The 21,789-nt window shown below is 50.0% G+C and carries 21 protein-coding genes and 1 pseudogene; 11 read left to right on the top strand and 11 right to left on the bottom strand.

The annotated features are described in order from the left end of the window. Positions 1-8 precede the first annotated feature (8 nt). A complete protein-coding gene (locus tag LLF78_06305) occupies positions 9-1,133 on the bottom strand; it encodes an iron-containing alcohol dehydrogenase (GenBank protein MCE5202102.1) in 1,125 nt (374 codons plus the stop codon). Between the two features lie 365 nt (positions 1,134-1,498). Continuing rightward, entirely contained in the window at positions 1,499-2,221 is a 723-nt protein-coding gene (gene kdsB / locus LLF78_06300; protein ID MCE5202101.1) for a 3-deoxy-manno-octulosonate cytidylyltransferase, read from the bottom strand. A gap of 404 nt (positions 2,222-2,625) precedes the next feature. On the opposite strand from kdsB, the gene LLF78_06295 reads away from it, so the two are divergent. Beyond that, on the top strand, positions 2,626-3,480 hold the full coding sequence (locus tag LLF78_06295; protein ID MCE5202100.1) for a DMT family transporter: 855 nt from the start codon (positions 2,626-2,628) through the stop codon (positions 3,478-3,480). A 117-nt stretch (positions 3,481-3,597) separates the two neighbouring features. Here the strand turns inward: LLF78_06295 and LLF78_06290 are convergent, their stop codons facing one another. Next, positions 3,598-4,587, bottom strand: a complete 990-nt coding sequence (locus tag LLF78_06290) for a TIGR00303 family protein (protein ID MCE5202099.1) — start codon at positions 4,585-4,587, stop codon at positions 3,598-3,600. Between the two features lie 200 nt (positions 4,588-4,787). Here LLF78_06290 and LLF78_06285 point away from each other — a divergent pair, with 200 nt between their 5' ends. From LLF78_06285 to LLF78_06245, 9 genes are all read left to right on the top strand, one after another. Continuing rightward, on the top strand, positions 4,788-5,402 hold the full coding sequence (locus tag LLF78_06285) for a V-type ATP synthase subunit D (protein ID MCE5202098.1): 615 nt from the start codon (positions 4,788-4,790) through the stop codon (positions 5,400-5,402). Between the two features lie 21 nt (positions 5,403-5,423). After that, positions 5,424-5,768 carry a hypothetical protein gene (locus LLF78_06280; GenBank protein ID MCE5202097.1) on the top strand — a complete coding sequence of 115 codons (345 nt, stop codon included), beginning with the start codon at positions 5,424-5,426 and terminating at the stop codon, positions 5,766-5,768. Between the two features lie 2 nt (positions 5,769-5,770). Continuing rightward, positions 5,771-6,871, top strand: a complete 1,101-nt coding sequence (locus LLF78_06275; protein MCE5202096.1) for a V-type ATPase subunit — start codon at positions 5,771-5,773, stop codon at positions 6,869-6,871. Next, the gene (locus tag LLF78_06270; protein ID MCE5202095.1) at positions 6,862-8,829 is read left to right on the top strand and encodes an ATPase; all 1,968 of its coding nucleotides are present in this window, start codon (positions 6,862-6,864) and stop codon (positions 8,827-8,829) included. Before LLF78_06275 ends, LLF78_06270 begins: the two co-directional genes overlap by 10 nt. Positions 8,830-8,911: 82 nt before the next feature. Then, positions 8,912-9,328, top strand: a complete 417-nt coding sequence (locus LLF78_06265; protein ID MCE5202094.1) for an ATP synthase subunit C — start codon at positions 8,912-8,914, stop codon at positions 9,326-9,328. Between the two features lie 18 nt (positions 9,329-9,346). Beyond that, positions 9,347-9,655, top strand: a complete 309-nt coding sequence (locus LLF78_06260) for a V-type ATP synthase subunit F (protein ID MCE5202093.1) — start codon at positions 9,347-9,349, stop codon at positions 9,653-9,655. After that, positions 9,655-10,269 (top strand): ATPase, encoded by a 615-nt coding sequence (locus LLF78_06255; GenBank protein MCE5202092.1) that lies wholly within the window; start codon positions 9,655-9,657, stop codon positions 10,267-10,269. Before LLF78_06260 ends, LLF78_06255 begins: the two co-directional genes overlap by 1 nt. Positions 10,270-10,281: 12 nt before the next feature. After that, the gene (locus tag LLF78_06250) at positions 10,282-12,087 is read left to right on the top strand and encodes a V-type ATP synthase subunit A (protein ID MCE5202091.1); all 1,806 of its coding nucleotides are present in this window, start codon (positions 10,282-10,284) and stop codon (positions 12,085-12,087) included. Between the two features lie 3 nt (positions 12,088-12,090). Beyond that, complete coding sequence (locus LLF78_06245) at positions 12,091-13,467, top strand: V-type ATP synthase subunit B (protein MCE5202090.1); 1,377 nt, start codon at positions 12,091-12,093, stop codon at positions 13,465-13,467. Positions 13,468-13,574: 107 nt separating this feature from the next. Here LLF78_06245 and LLF78_06240 read toward each other — a convergent pair whose 3' ends face one another. Continuing rightward, positions 13,575-13,946 carry an MscL family protein gene (locus LLF78_06240; protein ID MCE5202089.1) on the bottom strand — a complete coding sequence of 124 codons (372 nt, stop codon included), beginning with the start codon at positions 13,944-13,946 and terminating at the stop codon, positions 13,575-13,577. 50 nt (positions 13,947-13,996) lie between these two features. Here LLF78_06240 and LLF78_06235 point away from each other — a divergent pair, with 50 nt between their 5' ends. Continuing rightward, entirely contained in the window at positions 13,997-15,370 is a 1,374-nt protein-coding gene (locus tag LLF78_06235; GenBank protein ID MCE5202088.1) for an IS1182 family transposase, read from the top strand. 115 nt (positions 15,371-15,485) lie between these two features. Here LLF78_06235 and LLF78_06230 read toward each other — a convergent pair. The 7 genes and pseudogenes from LLF78_06230 to LLF78_06200 all read right to left on the bottom strand — a co-directional run bounded on the left by LLF78_06230 (position 15,486) and on the right by LLF78_06200 (position 21,720). Continuing rightward, a pseudogene (locus LLF78_06230) lies at positions 15,486-15,593 on the bottom strand (MscL family protein). 100 nt (positions 15,594-15,693) lie between these two features. Then, a complete protein-coding gene (locus LLF78_06225) occupies positions 15,694-16,515 on the bottom strand; it encodes an ABC transporter ATP-binding protein (protein ID MCE5202087.1) in 822 nt (273 codons plus the stop codon). A gap of 14 nt (positions 16,516-16,529) precedes the next feature. Beyond that, complete coding sequence (locus LLF78_06220) at positions 16,530-17,294, bottom strand: ABC transporter ATP-binding protein (protein MCE5202086.1); 765 nt, start codon at positions 17,292-17,294, stop codon at positions 16,530-16,532. Beyond that, positions 17,287-18,468, bottom strand: coding sequence for an ABC transporter permease (locus LLF78_06215; protein MCE5202085.1), 1,182 nt, complete (start codon positions 18,466-18,468; stop codon positions 17,287-17,289). Before LLF78_06215 ends, LLF78_06220 begins: the two co-directional genes overlap by 8 nt. Beyond that, positions 18,468-19,442 carry an ABC transporter permease gene (locus LLF78_06210; GenBank protein ID MCE5202084.1) on the bottom strand — a complete coding sequence of 325 codons (975 nt, stop codon included), beginning with the start codon at positions 19,440-19,442 and terminating at the stop codon, positions 18,468-18,470. Before LLF78_06210 ends, LLF78_06215 begins: the two co-directional genes overlap by 1 nt. Next, the gene (locus tag LLF78_06205) at positions 19,439-21,139 is read right to left on the bottom strand and encodes an ABC transporter substrate-binding protein (GenBank protein MCE5202083.1); all 1,701 of its coding nucleotides are present in this window, start codon (positions 21,137-21,139) and stop codon (positions 19,439-19,441) included. Before LLF78_06205 ends, LLF78_06210 begins: the two co-directional genes overlap by 4 nt. Next, entirely contained in the window at positions 21,133-21,720 is a 588-nt protein-coding gene (locus tag LLF78_06200; protein ID MCE5202082.1) for a LacI family DNA-binding transcriptional regulator, read from the bottom strand. Before LLF78_06200 ends, LLF78_06205 begins: the two co-directional genes overlap by 7 nt. Between the last annotated feature and the right edge of the window lie 69 nt (positions 21,721-21,789).

Below are 21,789 nucleotides of genomic sequence, written 5' to 3'. Positions count from 1 at the left end.
GTCCTCCCTTAAGCGTTTATTATTTTTCTGTATATGCCCGTTATAAATTCGGGTGTAGCTTTGTCTTTCCATTCTTCAACGCCAAAAGCGCTCTGCCATAGTTTTTCCATGCCCAGAGCTGTCTTTAGCATCCTATCCATGTCTTTTGCTCCTATGCCGTAATCTGCTGCTTTAGGGCGTTTGATCCCGTTTATCTCAAGAAAGCGGATGGTGTCGGCGTAGCCGTCGGGGTATATATCCTCGAGTGCCAGCATCGATATCGTTACGGCAACGCTGTGCGGGAGATATGGAGCAGAGTTGCTCAGACCGTATGAAATGGCATGCGGTATACCCACGCGTCCCTCTATTGTGCTGCTTCCGCCAAGGATGGAGGCCATAGCAGATTTTATGGCATTTTCTATGCAAAATTCGGTAAGATCATTTTGCAAAACTGTTTTGGACAGCCAAAGGCCGTCTTCTGCGTCCAGCATCGCATCTTTACTGCTGGTCCTGCTCTTTGTTATCTCATAATGGTGATAATAGCAGTCCATCATTGTGAAGAAACGATTAAACTTTTTTGCGCCGGCAGAAAGCTGCGGGTCTATTATGGCAACGGAGGGTTCGGTGAACGGATTATTGATCCCAAGTTTCTTTTCAGGCCCGCGCAGTACTGCTATAGGTGTAATTTCAGCCCCTGTGCCGTTCAGGGTCGGCACGACCCATATGTCTGTCCCTTTTTTCATATCCAGCCCATATCCCTGGTAATCCTGGGCGCTCTTTGGGTTAGCAAGGCATATTCCGGTTGCTTTTGCGAGATCCATTGTAGCCCCGCCGCCTATGCCAATTAATACATCCGGCTTTTCAGGGCGTTCCTTTATATGCATAACGAGCGCATCCACGTCGCATGTACGCGGCTCTGACTCTGATGCGTTGAATATAAATTTTTCAGCCTTGCCGAATATACTGTCAAATGGCCCCTGTTTTTCCAGGACACTGTCGATTATAAAAAAAGGGTTTTTCTTGCCTTCCGAAGATAGTTTCATAAAAAGGTCGCTTATCCCGTCTTCGGAAAGTACGATATCGGTGGGGACATCTGTCCGCCACCATGGCTTAAGCTTAATAAAATCTTTTAATCCTGCCGGAACGTCTGTCATTTTATGCTCATGCTCCTTTTGTAAATAATCTTATTATGCATACCAACCCTCGGGCTGTTTCTGAAGATTGTAAACACGCTTGGCAGTTCTGTTATTTCCTGCTTTGGATCCGGTTATGATTTTATATTTAGACGCCCAAAATTTAAATGTCCAAACATATTCCTATAAGCAAAAGCCACTGGATCCCCGATCTCGAAACGCACTCGAAATAGTTCAGTCACTATGGTGATTCGTTATGTCCCTCTTTCGAGGAACAGTGTCCTTCCTGATCAAAAGCATGCGGGAAAGACGGTGAGAAAGTTAAGCAATGGCACTATACCTTCAAGGTATCATAAATCAATGCATTCATTCCACATCAGTAATTATCACAAATCCAAAAGATATTTTTCGATTCTCTCCACATCCTCCTGTGTATCGATCTCTATGGTATCTCTTTCCACAGGTACACACTTGATAGAATAGCCTCTCTCAAGAACGCGCAGCATCTCAAGGCTTTCGGTTTTTTCGAGCGGGGTCTGCTCCCATGTGGAGAATTTGAGAAGAAAGTCCCTGCGCCAGCCATACGGACCGATATGTTTGTACCATACTCCTCCGTAACAGCGCGGATACGGGATCGGTGAACGGCTAAAATATAGCCCATGCCAGTTTCTGTCAAAGACCATTTTTACTACATCCTTAGCATCGATCTCTTCTTCTTTTTCTATTCTTTTTGCAAGCAGCGCCAGCATAATTGAATCATCCGAATCAAGCGCATGAACAAGCGGGTCTATCATATCCGGTCCCACAAGGGGATCGTCGACCTGAACATTAATGACATAATCGGAACACATTTCACGTGCCACCCATGCCACACGATCGCCTCCGCTTGGAAGTTCCGGCGGCGTCATTACGGCCTCCCCCCCATGTGCGCGGACAACATCCGCTATACGTAAATCATCCGTGGCAACTATGACCTTATCTACGCTGCGGCACGCCCTGACTTTATCAAGGACTCTCACAACAAGAGGGATCCCCGCTATATTGACCAGGGGTTTACCCGGAAGCCTGGAGCTTGAATAACGGGCCGGTATAACTGCAAGTGTTTTCATCTTCATAATCTCCCTTATCAGCAATTTATGCCGTTTAAAACTATAAAGCTATTTATGCTTTATGCCAACCTGATTTATAGGTATTGGCCCTCTTCAGGACAGACCAGAGATCGAACCTGTGAAAAAACACCTGTTGTCGCAGTCATAGTCAAAAACAGGGGACTGTGATATTCTTTTCATTGCATAGGTCTATATTTGGTATTGTTTTAGCGTGGCAACTAAATTCTGCCAAAACCAGCCCTCTGCCGCGGTTGTCTGACAGACAGGACTATCGAAGGTCCTCCGGCTGACATGCGAACATATACTGCTTCCATACTTGACTGCTACCTGCGTGGAATAGCTGCACTATAACACATAGTATTTTTTTCAAACTACAACAAAAGGCAGAATTGAAGACTGATGAGATGACAGACCACACTAAAAATCTGATCCAGATACACTTAGCCGTTATGTTGTTCGGGCTTTCGGGGCTGTTTGGCCGGTTTGTGGTCCTGCCTGCTGTCATCATCGTACTGGGGCGCGTGTTTTTCGCAAGCATTTCCATGTTCGCGCTGTTCATGCTGAGCCACAAAAACATCCGACTGAATAAAGGGTGCGATTACTTTATACTTGCTATTGCCGGATTTATCCTGGCTGCCCACTGGACCGCATTCTTCATGTCGATAAAGGTTTCGACAGTCGCAATAGCCGTGCTGATGTATTCGACATTTCCACTCTTCATCACATTCCTGGAACCTCTGCTCTTTCACGAGCCTCTGAAAAAGTCAGACATATTTGCGGCCTTCGCTATGTTCGGTGGAATAATACTCATAGTTCCTGAATTTCACCTCAGCAACAATATAACTGTCGGCATATTATGGGGTATGGCAAGCAGCATCACCTTCGCAGTGCTGACTCTGATAAACAGGAAATATGCAAGAGAATATGATGGCGCCATTGTTGCATTCTATGAGCAGGGTGCTGCAACAGTCGTACTCATACCATCCCTGTTCCTCGTCACTTTCACCGCAACTCCGATTGACATCCTGCTCCTGATACTGCTTGGAGTAGTGTTCACTGCAGCAGCTCACTCAATGTTCATAGGCGGTATGAAGACAATAAAAGCTCAGTCGGCAGCAATGATATCAAGCCTTGAGTCCGTCTACGGGATCATAGCCGCAGCGGTCTCGCTCGGAGAGATACCCTCCTCAAGAGAGCTTATCGGAGGGGGTATCATACTGGGCACAGCTCTTTATTCAACTTTGAAATCATCTAAATAACCCAATCGGCGGGTGCAGATCAAAGCCGCAAATGACGCAGTTTTTCACGGTCTTCCATAAGCGCAACGGGCCCAAAACAGGGCCGGTATTAAAATTATAATCGGCGTATCCTTGGATCTATTTTCCAACCATCGCACCGTACAAGGACTCGGCCCTTTTAATTATGCCGCCGATCGTCGCACCGTTCTGCAGCGCATACCATATTGCACCGCCCATACCGACCCCTTCTTTGACAAACCCCTTCTCATAGTCTGCGAGGCCCTGATACTTAGAGTGTGAGAAATCTATAGGGGCTGAATAATAGTCGACGCCGATCTTCTCTGCATATTGCTTAAAACAGCTGGTTGCGTCCTGAGATACATATTTTGTGGTCGCCACAAGGAGTGGTCTGCTGTCTCCCATATCCCGCATCAGAGCAGCTACCGCAAGCATCTGCGTACCCCCTGCAAGAATAACTTCCGTATCCGCAGGCAATGCTTCGGCAAAAGACGAGGCCGCAACCTGCATAGGATCCCCTACCTCAGCCGCAGCTCCGACGCCCCACCCTCTGAGACCGCCGGTCCTTATGCCGAGGCGCGATGAGACGGTGTTCCATATCTCTTCCTTCAGGGAGAGTGGATTGACAGGTCCGGCCGAAGACACTGTGCCTTCATAACCGAGAGTGCGCAGCAGCATGAGCGCGGTAGTTGTTCCGCCGGGGATGGATTCGGCAATGACAACTCTTTTTGTCTTTCTGCTGATTTCTTCTGCGAGCATTTTTGCCTTCTCAGCGATTTCAACTGCACCCGGAACTGCCGCCCCGTACCTTGGGTCCCGCCCCGGCGCACTGCTAATGTTGGTAAACGGTGTCCCCGGGGAAATAGACGTGCCTGCTCTGACTGTCATTACCGGAAATTTTCCCTCAAGCAGCGCTGCCCTCGTGACAATTGCCGGTGACGGATGCCCGAACGGATCAAGAGGCAGACTGTCCACAACCTTCGGCCTGTCAAAGAAAAGCATGTCGGCATCGGCCGGAGCAGTGTATGGAAGTGCCGCCGTATCAGCCCCGGCAGCTGAAAGCCCCGGCACCTTACTCAATTCTGTCTCGCTGATAAACAATACAAACATTTTCTGCACTTACCCCCTGTACTTATAGTTAAATTAGAGTTAGAATCTCGCACGATGACCTCTGTTTCCGACAGAGCAGTTTGTTGTTGTGCAATCAGTTATAGAGGCGGCAACGTTTACATGTTCTACCATGTTTAAGGCGTTTTTGGCAAATATTTCGATATAATCAGGTTTGAGTTGTGAGGATCGGAGGCATTTCGGTGGCGACAAAACTTGCTCCTACAAGGGGAAACCTTGTAAAACTTACACATTCTATGAAGATGGCCCAGTCCGGACATGACCTCCTCGACCAGAAGCGTCAGGTACTCATGATGGAGCTGGTGCGTTACATAGATTCGGCAAAGACTATCCAGCACGATGTCGAACATATTTTCAGCAGAGCCTATGAGGCTTTGCAGAAAGCAAATATTTCCCTGGGCATCGACACGGTCGAGGATATTTCTGAGTCTGTTCCGGTCACGACAGATATAACAGTTCGCCTGCGTTCTGTCATGGGTGTTGAGATCCCTGACGTAGACCCTCTCGACGACAAAACCGTACCAAGTTATTCGTTTTACGGCTCATCAGGCGCAATGGACGCAGCTTATGTGGAGTTCCGCAAGGTTATGGTGTTGCTTGCCAGACTTGCCGAAGTAGAGACAAGCGTCTATCGTCTTGCAGTTCAGATACGCAAGACACACAGACGCGTGAACGCGCTGGAAAAGGTCGTCATCCCGTCAAATCTGACGGATATAAGGTTTATCTCGGATGTCCTCGAAGAGGGCGAGCGGGAAGACTTTACACGTATGAAGCTGGCTCAGAAAAAGACAAAGTAGCCTTATCCTGGAGGGAATAAAATGAGTACGTTGCAGGAAGTACTTGCAGTTTTGCTTGGAGCTGAATCTGAGGCAAGGCGCATAGTGGAGGATTCACAGAGCGAATCCGAAGGGTTTCTCCGCGCCGCTCAGGAAAAGTTTGCCGGAGAACGGGCGAATCAGATGGCTTCTGCCAGAGAACAGGCAAAGGGTATTATGGAGACGGCTCTTAACTCCGCCAAGACCGAAGCCGCTCAGATCGCGAACCTGGGCAAAGAAGAGAGGATCCGGATGCAGAAACGTTTTGAAGAGAACGCGGATCCTATTATTGATTCTGTGGTTTCTGAGATAGTAAAGAAATATACGTCGCCCAAAAGGAGAGCATAAGCTTGTTATCTACGTCACACGGTCAGGATACCGCGATAGGAGTTAAAGCACATGTCCTCTACAGTCAGCTCCTGACTGCGGAAGAGTACTGGTCTTTACTCAGCCTGAACTCTACAGGCGAACTGGCGGACTTCCTGAAGCAGACTGCCGGATACAAGGAATATCTGGAGACACTTCCTCCTACGAAAGTACATCGCGTAGATCTGGAAAATGCCGTACGCTCTGCTGTACTGTCCGAGGCGACCTCGTTCCTTGCATATCTTGCCGGGCCGAGACGTCAGGTCTTCACTGACTGGCTTGGTTGGTATGAGTCTGAGCAGCTTAAGAGTATATTCCGTTGGATCCGTTCAAGAAGGATCGACAGGGACACTATGAGACAGCGCCTTTACAGCATCCCAGGCTCAAAGCTTTCCTATGATCTGCTGCTTAACAGCCGGGATTATGCGGAAGCGCTTGAGGCCCTGCGCAACACAAGGTATTACAAGGCGGTGCAGGAACCGGTAAGGCGCCTCATAAACGGAGAGGAATCTCTCTTCTCTCTTGAGCTGGCAATAGACAATCTGGTAGAAACCCAGCTCTACTGTGATCTCAAAAAAATACCGGATATGGAGCAGAAGCTTCTTGAGCCACTTTTCGGTTCACGCATAGACCTGCTGAATCTGTACCACTTCCACAGATGTACGTTGTATTACCATATGACGCTGGAGGAAACTCTCAGCAGAATGCTTCCGGTCAAATACAAGATAAAGACGCACGACCTGCGTAATATGGCTAAAAGTGCCACATGGGAAGAAGGACTGAAACAATTAGATATATCATATCCAGCTTACGCGAAAATATTCCTGGATTCACTTGGCAAGCCGGACGAGGAGCTCGCACTTGAAATGTCTATAAAACGCTACAACTATTTCAAAGCCCTTTCTATATTTCAGAAAGGATCACCGGGGTTCCATACGGCAATGAGCTATTTCGTGCTTAAATCACACGAGGTTGACGATGTAATACACATAATAGAAGATGTGCGGTATGACTACGACAGAAGAAACGCTGTAGCATACCTGATAAGGCCAATTATAGGCGGGGGTGAACCCACATGGCAGTAATGAAGATGGTCGCTTTAACTATGATAGGCCCTGACTCCGAGATGGAAAATGTAGCACGCCAAATGGTGCTGACCGGAGGTTTCCAGCCTCTGCCTCTTGACATTCTCGTCAACGACAGGGCCCTCCGCGCCAAGGTCACAACTGAGACCGAAAACCCGTACGACGAACTGCTCACAAAGGTATCGACCATATGGAAGGTTGCTGGGGAGATGATACCTGATCCGTCTCCTGTAAACATTACCAGGGATTTCACACTCTCCTATGCACGCAAACGCGTAGAACAGTCATCCAGGAGGCTCGAGGTCTGGGAGAAGCGACGGATAGCGCTGATAGAGGAAGAGGAACTCCTCAGCGCCACAAAACTTTTTATACAGGCTCTGAAAGGCACTGAATCCACTCCAAATGATCTTTCTGAAAGCATGTTTATAACGACTTTCTTCGGACGCCTGTCAAATGAGAATTACCAGCGTCTCGTTGAAAGCAGCGAAGAGTCCCCGATCGCGATAAACGAGCTGACCGTAATGAATGGCAATACGTGGATACTTGTTATAACAGTTCCCGGATACGAGGAGCCGACAAAGAAACTGCTGGAGGCAGTCTACTTCAAAGAGTTCTCGCTCAAGGAAATCGCAGCACAGTTGACGGGAGAAGATCCTCTATCCCTTGTAAACAAACGCATAGTAAACCATCAAAAGGCAATCAGAGGTCTGGCAAAAGCTGCAAAAGATATGCTGCGTGAACAGCGCACGGAGTATGAGCTTCTATACTCACAGCTTTATACAATGCAGCGCGTCTACGATGTATGCAAAGGACGCGGTGCGGTCAGCGGCATGTTCGTACTTTCCGGATGGATCCCGGCGGACACGCTGGCAGGAATATACAAGACAATTGAAGAAGAGGCTCCGATGACAACTATGCTTGTAGAGGATACGAAGAACATTTCATACTCAGGCATACGTGTCCCTACACTGCTGCAAAACAACGCACTTTTCCGTGCGTTCCAGGACATTGTCGCGATGTACAGCCTCCCGTCATACGGAGAGATCGACCCCTCGCCTATAGTGGCAATTTCATTCATGCTCTTTTTTGGCTTCATGTTTGGTGATATCGGACACGGGCTTATGATATTCCTCGGCTCGATATATCTGGTCAAACAAGGCAAGATGAAGCGCTCCTTCGGACAGGTCATGAAAGCAGCCGCAGTAAGTTCAATGGTCTTCGGTGCCCTGTATGGAAGCATTTTCGGCATAGAGGGCGTTATCCCGGCACTGTGGCTCTCTCCGATGCACGACACAAACAGACTGCTCATTATTGCTATCTGCATAGGCGTTTTCATGATAAGCCTCGGGCTGATACTTAACATGATAACACAGTACAGGGCAAGGGACTTCGGGCGCCTGCTCTTCGACGGGCAGGGGCTTGCGGGGCTCTTCCTCTATTGGGCGATGGCAGCTCTTGCGGCTATTTACATGACCGGCACCAAGATTTCTGAGATGGCTGCTGATATCATGTGGGGCGGCATAGGAGTCATGATACTGCTGATGATATTCCGTGATATCCTCGCACGCTACCTGCTTCGTCAGAAGAGCGAGAAGGAGTCGGTCGTTCTGAATTTATTCGAGATAATGCATAACCTGATGTCCTTCGTCTCAAACACTGCGTCGTTCGTCCGCCTTGCGGCGTTCGCGCTTAACCACGTCGGACTCTCAATGGCGGTAATAATGCTGTCGGAGATGGTACACAACCTGCCGGGCGGCATAGTGATGAAGGGTATAATTCTTGTCGTTGGAAACATCGTAATAGTCTGTCTTGAAGGTCTGATCGTCTTCATACAGACATTGCGTCTCGAATACTATGAGTTCTTCGGAAAGTTTTACAAGGGAGGAGGCAGTGCATTCAAACCTGTCGGCTGGAATAAGGACGGCACAAAATACGCGCCGGCAGCCGCAAGAAAGTAGATTACCGCTTCAGGCGGCGTTTCACAACTAAATACTGCAAATAATTTTATAAGGGACAATAAATGAGAAGGAGTGGTTTTGTATGTTTGGACTGGCAATTTGCTGCTGCACTGTAGCAACTATGATAGGTGCCGGATATCTGATGCAGCGCAAGGGCTATAAAGGGAACAGGGCGATATACGCAATAAGTCTCGGAGTATCTTCCTTCCTTGTCTTCGCTGGAGCAGCCCTGTCTCTGACGGCACATCCCGCTTTTGCCGCCGCCGCCGCCGCGCCGCTTGGAACTGCAGCAGGGATGGGCTTCATTGCAGCATCCGTATCAACAGGCCTTGCATGTCTTGGCGCAGGCCTTGCGGTAGCAAGCGTGGGTTCGGCCGCACTTGGATTAGTGGGCGAAAAACCTGAGATGCTCGGAACGACGCTTATCTATCTCGGACTTTCGGAAGGTATCGCAATTTACGGCGTTATCGTCTCCCTGCTTATCCTTGGCCGTATATAAAGGACAGTTTTTTCGGAAATGAGAGCGTTTCTCGTGAGCGACAACCACGATTCCCTGGTAGGGATGAGGCTGGCCGGAATACAGGGTTGTCTGGTTCACACTTCTGAAGAGGCATTTGCTGCGATAGACAGAGCCCTTAAGATACATGATCTTGCCATTCTCGCAATAACCGAGAAGGCCGCGGCAATGGCTCCGGATATTATTCAGCAGCTGCGGGAGCGCGGGGATCTGCCTCTGGTAGTTGAGATACCTGACAGATTCGGTACTAACCGCGGCCCTGATTTTCTGACCCGCTACGTACAGGAAGCCATTGGGGTGAAGATGTGATGAAAGAAGTTCAAAGTGAAAAGATAAACACGTTAAGAGACATCATCCTCGACAAAGCCGACGTGCAGAAAAAAACGCTCGTCGCAAACGCACGTCGCGAGGCTGAGGAATGGCTTGCTAAGGAGACCGAAAAACTGCAGCGCGATACTAATCTTATTCTGCAGGATGCGCGAAAACGGGCAGAAGATATCAGGCGCAGACAGATCCTCGCAGCTGAACGCGAAAAATCAACGGAGACTCTGCGCCTTCAGAATCGTATACTTTCCGAAGCGCTTGGAAGACTTCAGGACAAGCTTGTGCACCTCAGGGATCGCGACAACTACATAGATATCCTTACCGGGATGTGTATGGAGGCCATAGCATCACTTAAGGGATGCAACAGCTTTAAGCTGCGCCTGTCTGCTTTGGATGCCGATCTGTCCGACAAGATCATCGCAAAAGTACGGGAACTCGCACCAGATGTAGAATTTACGTTTGATACTGAACCGGCGCCGATCCTCGGAGGGTGCTGGGTATCTTCAGACGACAACCGCAGGCAGGTAAACTTAGACTGGCAAAACCTGACACAGGAAATGGCGGATACATTGGCCGAACGGCTCCTGCCGCTGCTATAGGAGGAATGGATTTTGGAGGTCAACACAACTAATACTCCAATGATAAAAGAAGGCCTTGTGGCCTTCGTTAATGGTCCTGTCATAAAAGCGACAAATATGAGAGACTTCGCTATGCGCGAAGTCGTCACCGTAGGCAACAAGCGCCTCATGGGTGAAATAATCAGCATGGACGATGACAATGCCACGATTCAGGTCTATGAAGACACAGACGGACTTCGATTGGGAGAGAAAGTCCACGGCACAGGGGAACCGCTTTCAATAGAAATCGGCCCGGGGCTCATCGGCAGTTTCTTTGACGGGATCGGGCGTCCTCTGGATCTGCTCCTCGAAAAAGAAGGCATGTATATTTCACCGGGCACTACTGTCAACATGCTCGACCGAGAGAAAAAGTGGGACATCACTCCTGTCGCAAAAGTAGGAGACCTGATAACCGGCGGCATAGTTATTGCGACGGTTCAGGAGACACCCCTTCTCGTCCACAAGATAATGGCCCCTATTGGTACTGAAGGCGAGGTAACATGGATAGCTCCCGCAGGTATACATAAGGCGGGGGAAGATATAGCAAAGGTCAAGGATGCATTCGGGAGGGAAGTGGCTATACCCATAATTCAGCGTTGGCCGGTCCGCACCTCCAGACCATACCGTGAGCGTCTTCTCCCCAATGAACCGTTTGTAACCGGACAGCGCGTCATTGACGGGCTCTTCCCGATAGCAAAGGGAGGCACTGCCTGTATCCCCGGAGGCTTTGGGACAGGCAAGACAGTCACACAGCATCAGCTCGCCAAATGGGGGGACGCTCAGGTCGTCATATACATCGGCTGCGGAGAGCGAGGCAATGAGATGACGGATGTCCTTGAACAGTTCCCTGTGCTCGAAGACCCGCGTTCTGGACGCCCGCTTATGGAGCGTACGATACTGATCGCAAACACATCCAATATGCCTGTTGCCGCACGCGAGGCATCCATTTACACCGGAATAACGATTGCCGAATACTTCCGCGATATGGGCTACGATGTGGCGATAATGGCGGATTCAACATCACGCTGGGCCGAGGCCCTTCGTGAGCTCTCAGGACGCCTTGAAGAGATCCCGGCGGAAGAAGGGTTCCCCGCATACCTGCCAAGCCGCCTTGCAGAGTTCTACGAGCGGGCGGGACGTGTCATAACTCTTGGCGGCGAAAACGGAAGTGTCACCGTAATCGGAGCTGTCTCTCCTCCTGGCGGTGACTTTACTGAACCGGTCACAAGGCATACAAAGCGCTTTATCCGATGCTTCTGGGGACTTGATAAAAACCTCGCTAACGCACGCCACTATCCTGCTATCTCTTGGATAGACTCCTACAGTGAATACGCCGAGGAGCTCAACAACTGGTTCTGCACGAATGTTGACCCAAGATGGACTGAACTTCGCGATGAAGCACGTCAGATACTCTCTGAAGATACTAAAGTTCAGCAGGTTATCAAGCTTGTGGGAGAAGATGTCCTACCTGATGACCAAAGACTTGTAGCTTTTACCGCGTTCCTTGTGAAAAATGGATACCTCCAGCAGAACTCTTTCGGCTCAGACTCATATTCGCCTCTGTTAAAGGGCTTTGAGATACTCTATTTGATAATGGAATTTCACCACAAGGCTATGGAACTTGTCCGCAAAGGCATTCCTATCTCTTTGATCAGAGAAGACTCCTCTGTCGACATGCTGACTCACCTCCGTGAGCTTGATCCGGAGGACAAAGAGGGTTTTAATGAAGTGCGCAAGCGCATATCCGCACACCTTGACAGGGTGGCGGCAGAGCGCACGAGAAAGCTTGGAGGCGAGTAGCGGATGGCACAACCCGAATATATTGGCGTAAAAGACATAAACGGACCGTTTATACTCGTAGAAAACGTATCAGGAGTCGGCTATGGCGAACTTGTGAACATCAAAGACAGTCAGGGGAACCTTCGGCATGGGCAGGTCAAGTCTCTGAGCGAAAAAGCAACGCTCGTACAGGTTTTCTCCGGAACAGGGGACCTCGTCCCAAACACAACCAAGGTACGTTTCCTCGGCAGACCGCTTGAGATCCATCTTTCAAAGCAAATGCTCGGACGTACTTTCAACGGACTCGGAGAACCAAAGGACGGCTGCGGAGAGATATACGGAGGTAAAAGAGTCAACATAAACGGGCTCCCGCTTAACCCGATGGCACGCCAGTACCCTAAGGATTTCATCCACACCGGTATTTCGGCAATCGATACGCTTACGACCCTGATCAGAGGACAGAAGCTGCCTATATTCTCAGGCAACGGCCTCCCCCACAACCAGCTTGCGGTACAGATAGCTACGCAGGCAAAGATCATGGGCACAGCCGAATTCGCTGTCGTATTTGCGGGTATAGGTATCAAGCACGACGATGCGGCATACTTCACACAGGAACTGTCTTCACGCGGACACAGCAACAACATAGTAACATTTCTGAACCTGGCTGATGATCCTGTAATTGAACGCATAGCAACACCGAGAATGGCGCTTTCAACAGCCGAATACCTCGCATACGAGCTTGGCCTGCACGTCCTTGTCATAATCACGGATATGACGAGCTACTGCGAAGCGCTTCGCGAACTTGGCGTAGCCGCAGGGGAAGTCCCGAGCCGCAAAGGATATCCCGCGTATCTTTACAGCGACCTTGCTTCGCTTTATGAAAGGGCGGGGGTCGTGCACGGGGTAGATGGGAGCGTCACTCAGATACCTATACTTACGATGCCTAACGATGATATTACGCACCCTATCCCTGACCTTACAGGGTTCATCACCGAAGGACAGATAGTTCTTTCGCGTGATCTGGATGCAAAGAATATTTATCCGCCGATAGACATACTTACAAGCCTTTCGCGCCTGATGAAGGACGGCATAGGCAAGGGATTCACGCGCGAAGACCATCCAAGCGTCTCAAGCCAGCTGTTCGCTTCATACAGCCGGGTCCAGGATGTGCGCTCACTGGCAGGGGTAGTCGGTGAGGATGAACTCTCTAAAAACGATAAGTCCTCGCTCGAGTTTGGGAAGCTTTTCGAAGAAAAATTCCTTAATCAGGGCAAGGGAGAAGAACGGGAAATAGGCTATTCTTTAGATACGGCGTGGGAAATACTCAGCACTCTGCCAAGAAGTGAACTTACCAGAGTTTCTCTGTCCGAAGTACAGGAACATATCAAAAAAAACGATTAGCTCAAGAGATAAATATATGGATCTGACAGCCGGCGCAGGTTACTTACAGCGCCGGCTTATTGATTGTTTGAGCCTGTGGCATAATAGTACAGGCAAGCAGAACGAGATCACAGCTGCGACGTGCAATGCGGACAGCGCGTCGCATTGTCGTCAATCTCCGAGATGCAGAATGGACACTTGCGTTTGGGTACAGGAGACGGCTTAGGGGGCGTAAGTTTATTCACAAAGCGTATGAGGACGAAAACAGCCCCTGCCTGAATGAGAAAATATATTACAGTATTGAGAAATACACCGTAAGCGATAACAGGCAGATTTGCAGCCTTTGCATCCGCAAGATTCGCTATGTGGGTACCTGAAAGATTGATAAACAGACCGGAGAAATCTACTCCGCCAAGAAGCATCCCGATGGGCGGCATGAGTATATCTGAGACTAGCAGTCTGTCGGATTTAGCCTTTCTTACAGCATTCCCCCAGATCACATGAAACATGCTAAAATATCAGTAATATCAGTGTTTAAGGGTGATTTGACATGAGTAGGAATTTCAGAGATATTAACAGGAATAGCAAGTATCTTTTCCCTGAATCAGTTGATGAATGGCTTCCTGAAGATCATCTTGCCAGATTTGTTGTCGAGCTCGTCGACAGTCTTGATATTCGTACGATTGAATCGGCTTATCGCAAAGGCGGAGTTGCCGCGTATCACCCGAGGATGTTGCTCGCCTTGATCTTTTACGGATATGCGACAGGAATATTTTCAAGCAGAAAAATAGAGCGTGCAACCTACGATTCTGTCGCCTTTCGATATATAGCGGTCAACATGCATCCTGACCACGACACCATATCCAATTTCCGTAAAAGGTTTTTGCCTGAGCTTGGCTCGCTGTTCACGCAGATTCTGTTGACGGCGGATCAAGTCGGCTGTCTCAAACTTGGCACAGTTAGTATCGACGGGACAAAAGTTCACGCAAACGCGTCAAAGCACTCGGCAATGAGCTACGGTCACGCCTGCGAGCTTGAGGAGCGGCTTCAGTCCGAGGTGAAAGAATTGCTGAAGATGGCTGAAGAAGCGGACAACGCCAGTCTTCCTGAAGACCTTGACATTCCGGAGGAACTTTCACGTCGAAGCGAGCGAATTGTTGCGATCCAGGCGGCAAAGAGAGAGATCCAACGTCGTGCGTCAGATCGCTACGAGCAAGAAAAGAAAGAATATGAGGATAAACTCAAGTCTCGCGCAAAGCGCGAGCAGGAGACAGGAAAGAAGAGCCGCGGCAGAGCTCCCGCCGCTCCCGAAGGGCCTGAGCCGCGGGCAAAGGATCAGGTGAATCTCACGGACGGAGATTCTCGGATCATGCCAATATCGGGCGGTGGTTTTGAACAGTGTTTCAACGCACAGGCGGCGGTCGATAACGAAACTCTTCTGGTAGTAGTGTCCAATGTGACTCAAAATCCCAATGACAGACAGGAATTAATTCCGATGCTTGAAGCCATTGATCAGTTGCCCGAAGATCTGCCCGAAGTGCAAAAAATACTGGCTGATGCGGGCTATTACAGCGAGACCAACGTGGAAGCCTGTGAAGATAGAAACATCACGCCCTTCATAGCTCTTGGACGGGTGTCGCATAACCAGGGTATTATCGAGCGATTTACAGAATCAGAGCCTGAAGTGGCGAAGAGGGCGACGGAGCGATTGAAATACAGGCTCAAGAGCAAAGAGGGGCGTAAGATATTTTCACGAAGAAAATGCACGATAGAGCCAGTATTCGGCATCATCAAGAATGTATTGGGCTTCCGTCAGTTTCTTTCCCGTGGACTGGAAGCGGTCCGATCTGAATGGCAGTTGGTATGCCTGTCATGGAACATAAAGAGATTACATGTTCTGATGAATGAAGCCGCCTTAAATTAAGATCAGACCGCGAAGAAAGAAGAAGACTGCAGGGCGAATAACCTGAAAAAGACGTTTAAAACGTTGAGGGAGGGATTAAATGGTATCATTTCCCAGGTAATCCCCGACAGACTGCTAGCGAAGCTATCACCTTGCCAAAAGCGGCACCAATAATGACACCGATAACCATATCGAGAACATTGCCGCGCATCACAAATTTCTTGAAATCCTGCATCACCGACATAATAACATCCTCCCGTTCATGTATATTTTACCTCCTGCAACATTACAGACCGATGAACATACAGAGGCACATCCTGACTCAAAAGTTATATATACGCCTTTTATGGTTTTATGGCTGCTGCTTTGCAGATCCCCTTGCTTGTAATACGCGGCACAGCGTTTATCAGCGCAACAGTATAAGGATGCGAAGGGCTGTTGAGCACTGATTTTGTCGTCCCCTCCTCACAGAGCTTACCGCCTTTCATCACCATTATCCTATCAGCGGCACGCCCCGCCAGTAAGAGGTCATGCGTGACAAATATCATGGCCATTCCGGACGCCACCCTCTGTTTAAGGACTTCGATAATATCGCCGCGAGTAGATACATCCTGCATCGATGTCGGCTCGTCACACAACAGCAGTTCTGGCGCAAGCATGAGAGAACGGGCCAGTTCAACACGCTGTCGCTGTCCGCCTGAAAGTCCGACCGCACGTGAGTTCAGTATCCTTTCACCCTCCAGGCCAAGCTCCGCCAGCAGCTTCTTTGCCCTGATCCTTGCTTCTTCTTTAGGCATACCGGAGTGGGCAATGACCTCCGGTTCAATAACCGCCTCGAGTGCCGATAGCCCCGGTGGTATTGCCCCATACGGATCCTGCGCGACATATCCGCACCTGCGTCGCAATTTTGCAAGTTCACTAAACATTAACATATCCACATCCAAGCCAAACAGGAAGACCTTCCCTGCTGTTTTTTCCGCAAGTCCCATAATGGCTCGCAGAAGCGTCGTCTTTCCGCTTCCTGATTCTCCGACTATCGCAAGGGTCTCTCCGCCGCTTAGAGAAAGCGATATATTATCGACCGCAGTGTGCAGCGTCCTGTTTTTAGATTTAAAACAGATTGTGAGTTTTTCAGCTTTCAGTATATTATCCCTTTCTGCTTCCATTATCTCCACCGCCATTATGTCAGCATTGCCCTTACCAGGTCTCTTGTATGGGAGTGTTTAGGATCAGTGATTATATCATCGGGCGTACCATCCTCAACCAGAAGCCCGTCCTTCATAACAAGCAGCCGGTCGCAGACAGTTGCTGCCAATGGGAGGTCATGCGTCACAAAAAACACAGTCAACCCCTTATCCTCCCTCAGCTTCAAGAGGAGTTTGAGTATCTCTGCCTGTGTTATCACATCAAGCGCCGTAGTGGGCTCATCAGCAAAAAGGAGCGAGGGGGAGCACGAAAGAGCAAGCGCTATAGCCGCTCGCTGCTTCTGTCCGCCGGAGAGCTCGTGAGGGTATCTTTTCCTGATCGAAACATCCAGCCCTACCTCTTCCAGAAGGGCACCTATTTTTTCCGCAGCTTCCGGACCTTCCATGGACATGTGGACCCGCAGCACTTCCTCTATATGGTGTCCTATCGTAAGCACCGGTGTAAACGAGTTAAGCGCACCCTGCGGGACCAGCGAGATCTCCTTCCATCTTATTTTCTGAAGTCCGTCTTCTTTTAGGGCAAGAATATTTTTGTCATTAAAACGTATCTCGCCGCTTACAGACGTCCCTTTCGGCAGCAGGCCGAGCGCAGCCATTATCATAGTGCTCTTGCCGCTGCCGGATCCGCCCACCAGCCCGGTGAACGAACCGCGTTCAAGCATAAATGAGATGCCGCGCACAGCATCAGTGCAGGTCCGGCCACCGGTGTATCTTACTGTGAGGGCTCGGATATCAAGCATTTTTACCGCCCCCGAGCCTTGGGTCTATGCGTTCCTCGAGGTAGCGTCCTATGTCCATAAATATCAGACACAGCGCCACTATCCCGATACCGGGAGGCAGCAGCAGCCACCATGCGCCTTCAGTGAAGGCGCCGAACGAATGGGCCTCATGAAGCATTTTGCCCCAGGATATCAGGCGCGGGTCCGAAAGTCCGAGAAATGCAAGTCCGGCCTCAGCAAGAATAGCCCCGGGGACACCAAGCGCTACATTGGCAAGCAGGATCGGAGCTGTCTCAGGCACAAGATGGCGCCACAGTATGTAGCTGCGCTTTGCCCCAAGGGCCTTAAGGCCCTCTATCCAGGGGCTCTCCCTGACTGTAAGGACCAGTGCGCGAACAGAACGGGCCGTGCCCATCCATGAGAAGATAGAGAGTATCAGTACAAGCTGCCATAGCCCCTTACCCCATATACCCGCAAGCACCATCAGTATAGGAAGCGTGGGAATAGAGAGGAGAATGTCCACCGCACGCATTATCAGCGCATCGACCCACCCGCCGATGTATCCGGCCGCAAGCCCGAACCCTAGGCCAAACAGACTGGCTATTATTGTCGCGCTTATACCGACAATAAGAGAGGTACGTATGCCATATATAAGCAGAGTAAAGACGTCACGTCCGCGCTGATCGGTACCAAGAAGACCCTGCCTTCCCCCTGGAAGAGAAATCCTTAAATCCGCGGATGAGGCTCCTTCCACTGATATCCTGTAATTTCCCGGAGACGGGAAAAGATGATCCACGCTCCTGCCTATGAGCGGGAGGCCAAGCGCCTGCTTGAAGATCATGTCGCGTCCATCTATGTTGATCCAGTAAACAGTGTGTCCTGTAAGCGAGGCAATCGTATACTTGCCCTTCGGTGTCTGCCAGACTATATTCACCTGATCCCGCGGGTCTGCGTTGACCCTGCCTGTAACGGCGAATATAGCAGGAGGAAGTTTTGTCCATCGAAACCCGGCCCCGTCTTGATTTATATCCATAGTTACGGTCACCGGAAGGCTCAGATCCCACCATAAAGGCCTTGCGAAAGGCGCTCCGACTATGTCCGATGGATGTCCTGCGATAAGCATAGGCCCGGTGATCCCGATAATGCATATTATAATAAAAGCTATTATGCTCCGGCGCCTTAACAGAGTCTCCATCAGTTCCTGCCCTCTATGCGGACGCGCGGGTCAACAATGCCGTAGACTATGTCTGCCAGGAAATTACAGATGACTGTTATCAGCGCCAGCAGATAGAACGCCGCACCGGCCGAAGGATAATCATGTCCGGATACCGCTTCAAGAAGAAAAGTCCCGATCCCGTGGAGGGAAAAAACAGATTCCGTTATCACCGCTCCGGATACAAGTCCGGGAACAGACATAAGCAGTATCGTAAGTATAGGCGGAAGTATCGTACGGAACGCGTGGCCATATACGACCTGCCTTTCAGAAAGTCCGCGCGCGCGCGCCATCAGCACGAAGTCCTCACCAAGTACGCGTACCATGAGGTTGCGCACATAAAGCGCCCACCCCCCGAAACCGATCAGCGTAAGAGAGAGCACCGGTAGCGCCATGTGCCATATATAGTCAAAAGTCAGAGCCAGCGTTCCCTGAGGCTGCGGGACGGAGACACTTCCACGCAGCGGGAAGAAATGGAACGTTCGTGCAAGAAGCATAAGCAGCACAAGCTGTACAAAGAAACCGGGGAACGAGGTCGTTATCGCTCCGGCGCGGAGCACTATGCGCTCAGCAAGTCTGCCCCTGTTAAGAGCGGCCTTTATACCAAGCCAGATGCCAAGTATAGACGAAAGCACCATCGAGCTCGTCATCAGCACCAGCGTGCCAGGCAGCCTCGATATGAGCTCATCCCATACAGGCTTTCTGCTGAGGAAGGATAGTCCGAAGCTGAAGGTCAGCATCTGCTTTATATATATAAAAAACTGTTCAAGCAACGGTCTGTCAAGTCCATAAAGCTCACGCAGCCTGTCCTTTGCCTCCGGTGAAAAACCGGGGTCGATGATAGTGTTCACGGCATCGCCAGGCATGATCCTGAACAGGAAGAAGTTAAGCACCAGCACGGCTGCCAGGACTATCAGCGATGAAAGTACCCTTCGCAACAGCCATGACTTCCTCACTTATTATCACCTCTCATATTGCGAAGCAACCTGTAATGCGGATTTTTTTTCATCATTACATATTCGCCGGGCTTGTATTCGTCAAGCATGAACGGACCGGAGCCAATAAGCCCCGCAGGGCCGAACTTGCCGTTTTCATCCATAGGGTCCCAGTTCTGCCAGTCTTTTATTTGGCTTATCACACGTTCCGGCATACACGGAAGACCTCCGATATTATCAAGGTACCAGTAGCTTATGCCCTTCATACGCACAATCAGCCTGCCGTCGTCGAATGACTCAACGGAGCTGATGTCTTTGACCGAGTCGAAAAAACGGGGAATTTTATTCTTTCGCAGAAAATCTATCGTCGCCCTGACGTCATGCGCTGTAAGCTTGCTGCCGTCGCTCCATTTCAACCCCGGCAGTATCTTGAAGGAAAGCTCCGTATGGGCCGACTTACCGCTCCCCGCAGTCTTAACGCTCCATGAACCCGCCAGAGCGGGCATATCTTCAAGTGTGAACGGATCCGTGCCTATAAGGCTTTCATATATCATCCCCAGCACCTGCCATGAATAGGCTGTGCCCGCCACAAAAGGGTTGAGGTTGCGCGGCTCCTCCGCTAGTATCATGTTCAACTGGCGCATTTTACCGTTCTTGGGTTCTGCCATTATCAGCGTCCATATGTTGTCGGCAGTCATCCTGTCCGTCGTAAGGACGTTCTTCCATGATTTAGACACTGCTGACACAGAAAAACGGCTGTATATCGGGATTGACGGCACAAGACGGGAAAGGATCTGCTGTGATTCCGCCGATGCCGCTTCGGCGTTTTTTTTATCTTTGGCAAAGCGCAGACGTACAAGTGCCGCGTCAAGCTCAGGGTCGCTTGTCCCGGTCATGTTATAGCCGCCCTCCACGTTCATCGAACTGTGGTAAAAAGAATAAAGAGAATCAGGATTGCGCCCCATCGACCAAGCCAGCACCGCAAGAGAATATTCCCTCCGGTCAAGCTTAGCTATCATTGAGGAAAAATCCATCGGCTCGACCTCAACGGGGAATCCTATAGCATGCAGTGAATCCGCTATCTGCTCGGCAAGCTCGGCTGTAGTCGGGGCAACGCGTGCAAGAGGCGTAAGCAGCTTCATTTTCTTAAGCGGTTTGCCATCGGGCGCTACCAGATTGCCGGCAACGTTCCATGTGTAGCCCCGATTTCTGAGCTTGCGGCGCGCCTCATTCCGGTTGTAGATATTTTTAGTGCTGTCGGGCAGCGCCCATGGAGAGACCGGCGGCAGCCAGCTGTTTATAGGTTCGCAATAGCCGGAGAATATTGTACGTACAATATTGTTGCGGTCTATAGCCTCGGCCGCAGCTTGCCTGACCAGCTTATCGTTCCATGGTTCGGAGTTGTTGTTGAGCAGAAGAAAAAATGCGTGGGACCCGCGCGCGAGCGACATCTCAAGTTTAGGGTCACGGCTGAGTCTGTCTATATCGGACGGACGCGTTATGTCGCTTATGATGTCAAGCTCGCCCTTTTCAGCCGCAAGTATCTTAGCGTCGTCGTTTGCTATGATCACCATACAGAGCTTCTCTATCCTCGGGCCATAGACCTTGCTGAGATCAAGCCTCCCTGCATGAGCGCGGGCTGACGGCGCAGACAGTACAAGAAGGAGGAACACGCATACAAAACTTGCAACGCTCCGCTTCCATTCGTACATCAGCATACCTCTGCCGCCCCTGCTGTGCTGATTATTATATCCCGTGAAGGGACAGGTTTGCCTGATATTATATTGAGCAAAAACCTGCCGGCAAGCACACCCGTCTCAAATGTCGGCACCGTCTGTCCGGATTCAAAAAGTACGGAGAAATAATCCCCCATTTTGAAACCGAGCGTCACCAGAGGCACAGAAACACACTCAGGACCGTTTTTAGAATCGGCCCAGATAATCCCCTCGACACTCCGGTCAAGCAGTTTGCCAAGTTCACGGACAGCACGCTTAGGGTTACCATCAGTACACTTTAAGACAAGCTCATATTCAGAGTTTGCGATAGCGCGGTCAAGGCCGGCAACAAAAGGGGCAAACCATATAGTGTTGAACTCACTCATTACAGCACCCACGAGCCCGCTCCTGTTAGTCGAAAGGTTACGCGCATTTTGGTCAAGACGGTAGTTTAATCTGCGCACAGCCTCTATGACCTTCATCCTGGTCTTCTCAGATATGCGATGGTCACCTTTCAGTACACGGCTCACTGTCGCCTTGTCTACACCGGCCTCTTTCGCAACATCCTGCATCGTGACCTTCATCCCGCTCACCATCCATATGCAACCGCTTATTCAAATTTTCACTATTATATGAGATATGTAAGTGTTAGT

This window comes from Synergistaceae bacterium, assembly GCA_021372895.1.
GTDB lineage: Bacteria > Synergistota > Synergistia > Synergistales > Synergistaceae > JAJFTP01.
Note: the sequence above shows the minus strand (reverse complement) of the source record. Positions and strands in the feature narration are given on the sequence as shown.

What these genes read in the sequence shown, in the direction of transcription:
- LLF78_06245 (MCE5202090.1), top strand. Translation starts at nt 12,091, where the DNA reads ATGGCACAACCCGAATATATTGGCGTAAAAGACATAAACGGACCGTTT.
- LLF78_06235 (MCE5202088.1), top strand. Translation starts at nt 13,997, where the DNA reads ATGAGTAGGAATTTCAGAGATATTAACAGGAATAGCAAGTATCTTTTC.
- LLF78_06265 (MCE5202094.1), top strand. Translation starts at nt 8,912, where the DNA reads ATGTTTGGACTGGCAATTTGCTGCTGCACTGTAGCAACTATGATAGGT.
- LLF78_06255 (MCE5202092.1), top strand. Translation starts at nt 9,655, where the DNA reads ATGAAAGAAGTTCAAAGTGAAAAGATAAACACGTTAAGAGACATCATC.
- LLF78_06260 (MCE5202093.1), top strand. Translation starts at nt 9,347, where the DNA reads ATGAGAGCGTTTCTCGTGAGCGACAACCACGATTCCCTGGTAGGGATG.
- LLF78_06270 (MCE5202095.1), top strand. Translation starts at nt 6,862, where the DNA reads ATGGCAGTAATGAAGATGGTCGCTTTAACTATGATAGGCCCTGACTCC.
- LLF78_06215 (MCE5202085.1), bottom strand. Translation starts at nt 18,468, where the DNA reads ATGGAGACTCTGTTAAGGCGCCGGAGCATAATAGCTTTTATTATAATA.
- LLF78_06290 (MCE5202099.1), bottom strand. Translation starts at nt 4,587, where the DNA reads ATGTTTGTATTGTTTATCAGCGAGACAGAATTGAGTAAGGTGCCGGGG.
- LLF78_06225 (MCE5202087.1), bottom strand. Translation starts at nt 16,515, where the DNA reads ATGGAAGCAGAAAGGGATAATATACTGAAAGCTGAAAAACTCACAATC.
- kdsB (MCE5202101.1), bottom strand. Translation starts at nt 2,221, where the DNA reads ATGAAAACACTTGCAGTTATACCGGCCCGTTATTCAAGCTCCAGGCTT.
- LLF78_06200 (MCE5202082.1), bottom strand. Translation starts at nt 21,720, where the DNA reads ATGAAGGTCACGATGCAGGATGTTGCGAAAGAGGCCGGTGTAGACAAG.
- LLF78_06220 (MCE5202086.1), bottom strand. Translation starts at nt 17,294, where the DNA reads ATGCTTGATATCCGAGCCCTCACAGTAAGATACACCGGTGGCCGGACC.
- LLF78_06205 (MCE5202083.1), bottom strand. Translation starts at nt 21,139, where the DNA reads ATGCTGATGTACGAATGGAAGCGGAGCGTTGCAAGTTTTGTATGCGTG.
- LLF78_06305 (MCE5202102.1), bottom strand. Translation starts at nt 1,133, where the DNA reads ATGACAGACGTTCCGGCAGGATTAAAAGATTTTATTAAGCTTAAGCCA.
- LLF78_06280 (MCE5202097.1), top strand. Translation starts at nt 5,424, where the DNA reads ATGAGTACGTTGCAGGAAGTACTTGCAGTTTTGCTTGGAGCTGAATCT.
- LLF78_06295 (MCE5202100.1), top strand. Translation starts at nt 2,626, where the DNA reads ATGACAGACCACACTAAAAATCTGATCCAGATACACTTAGCCGTTATG.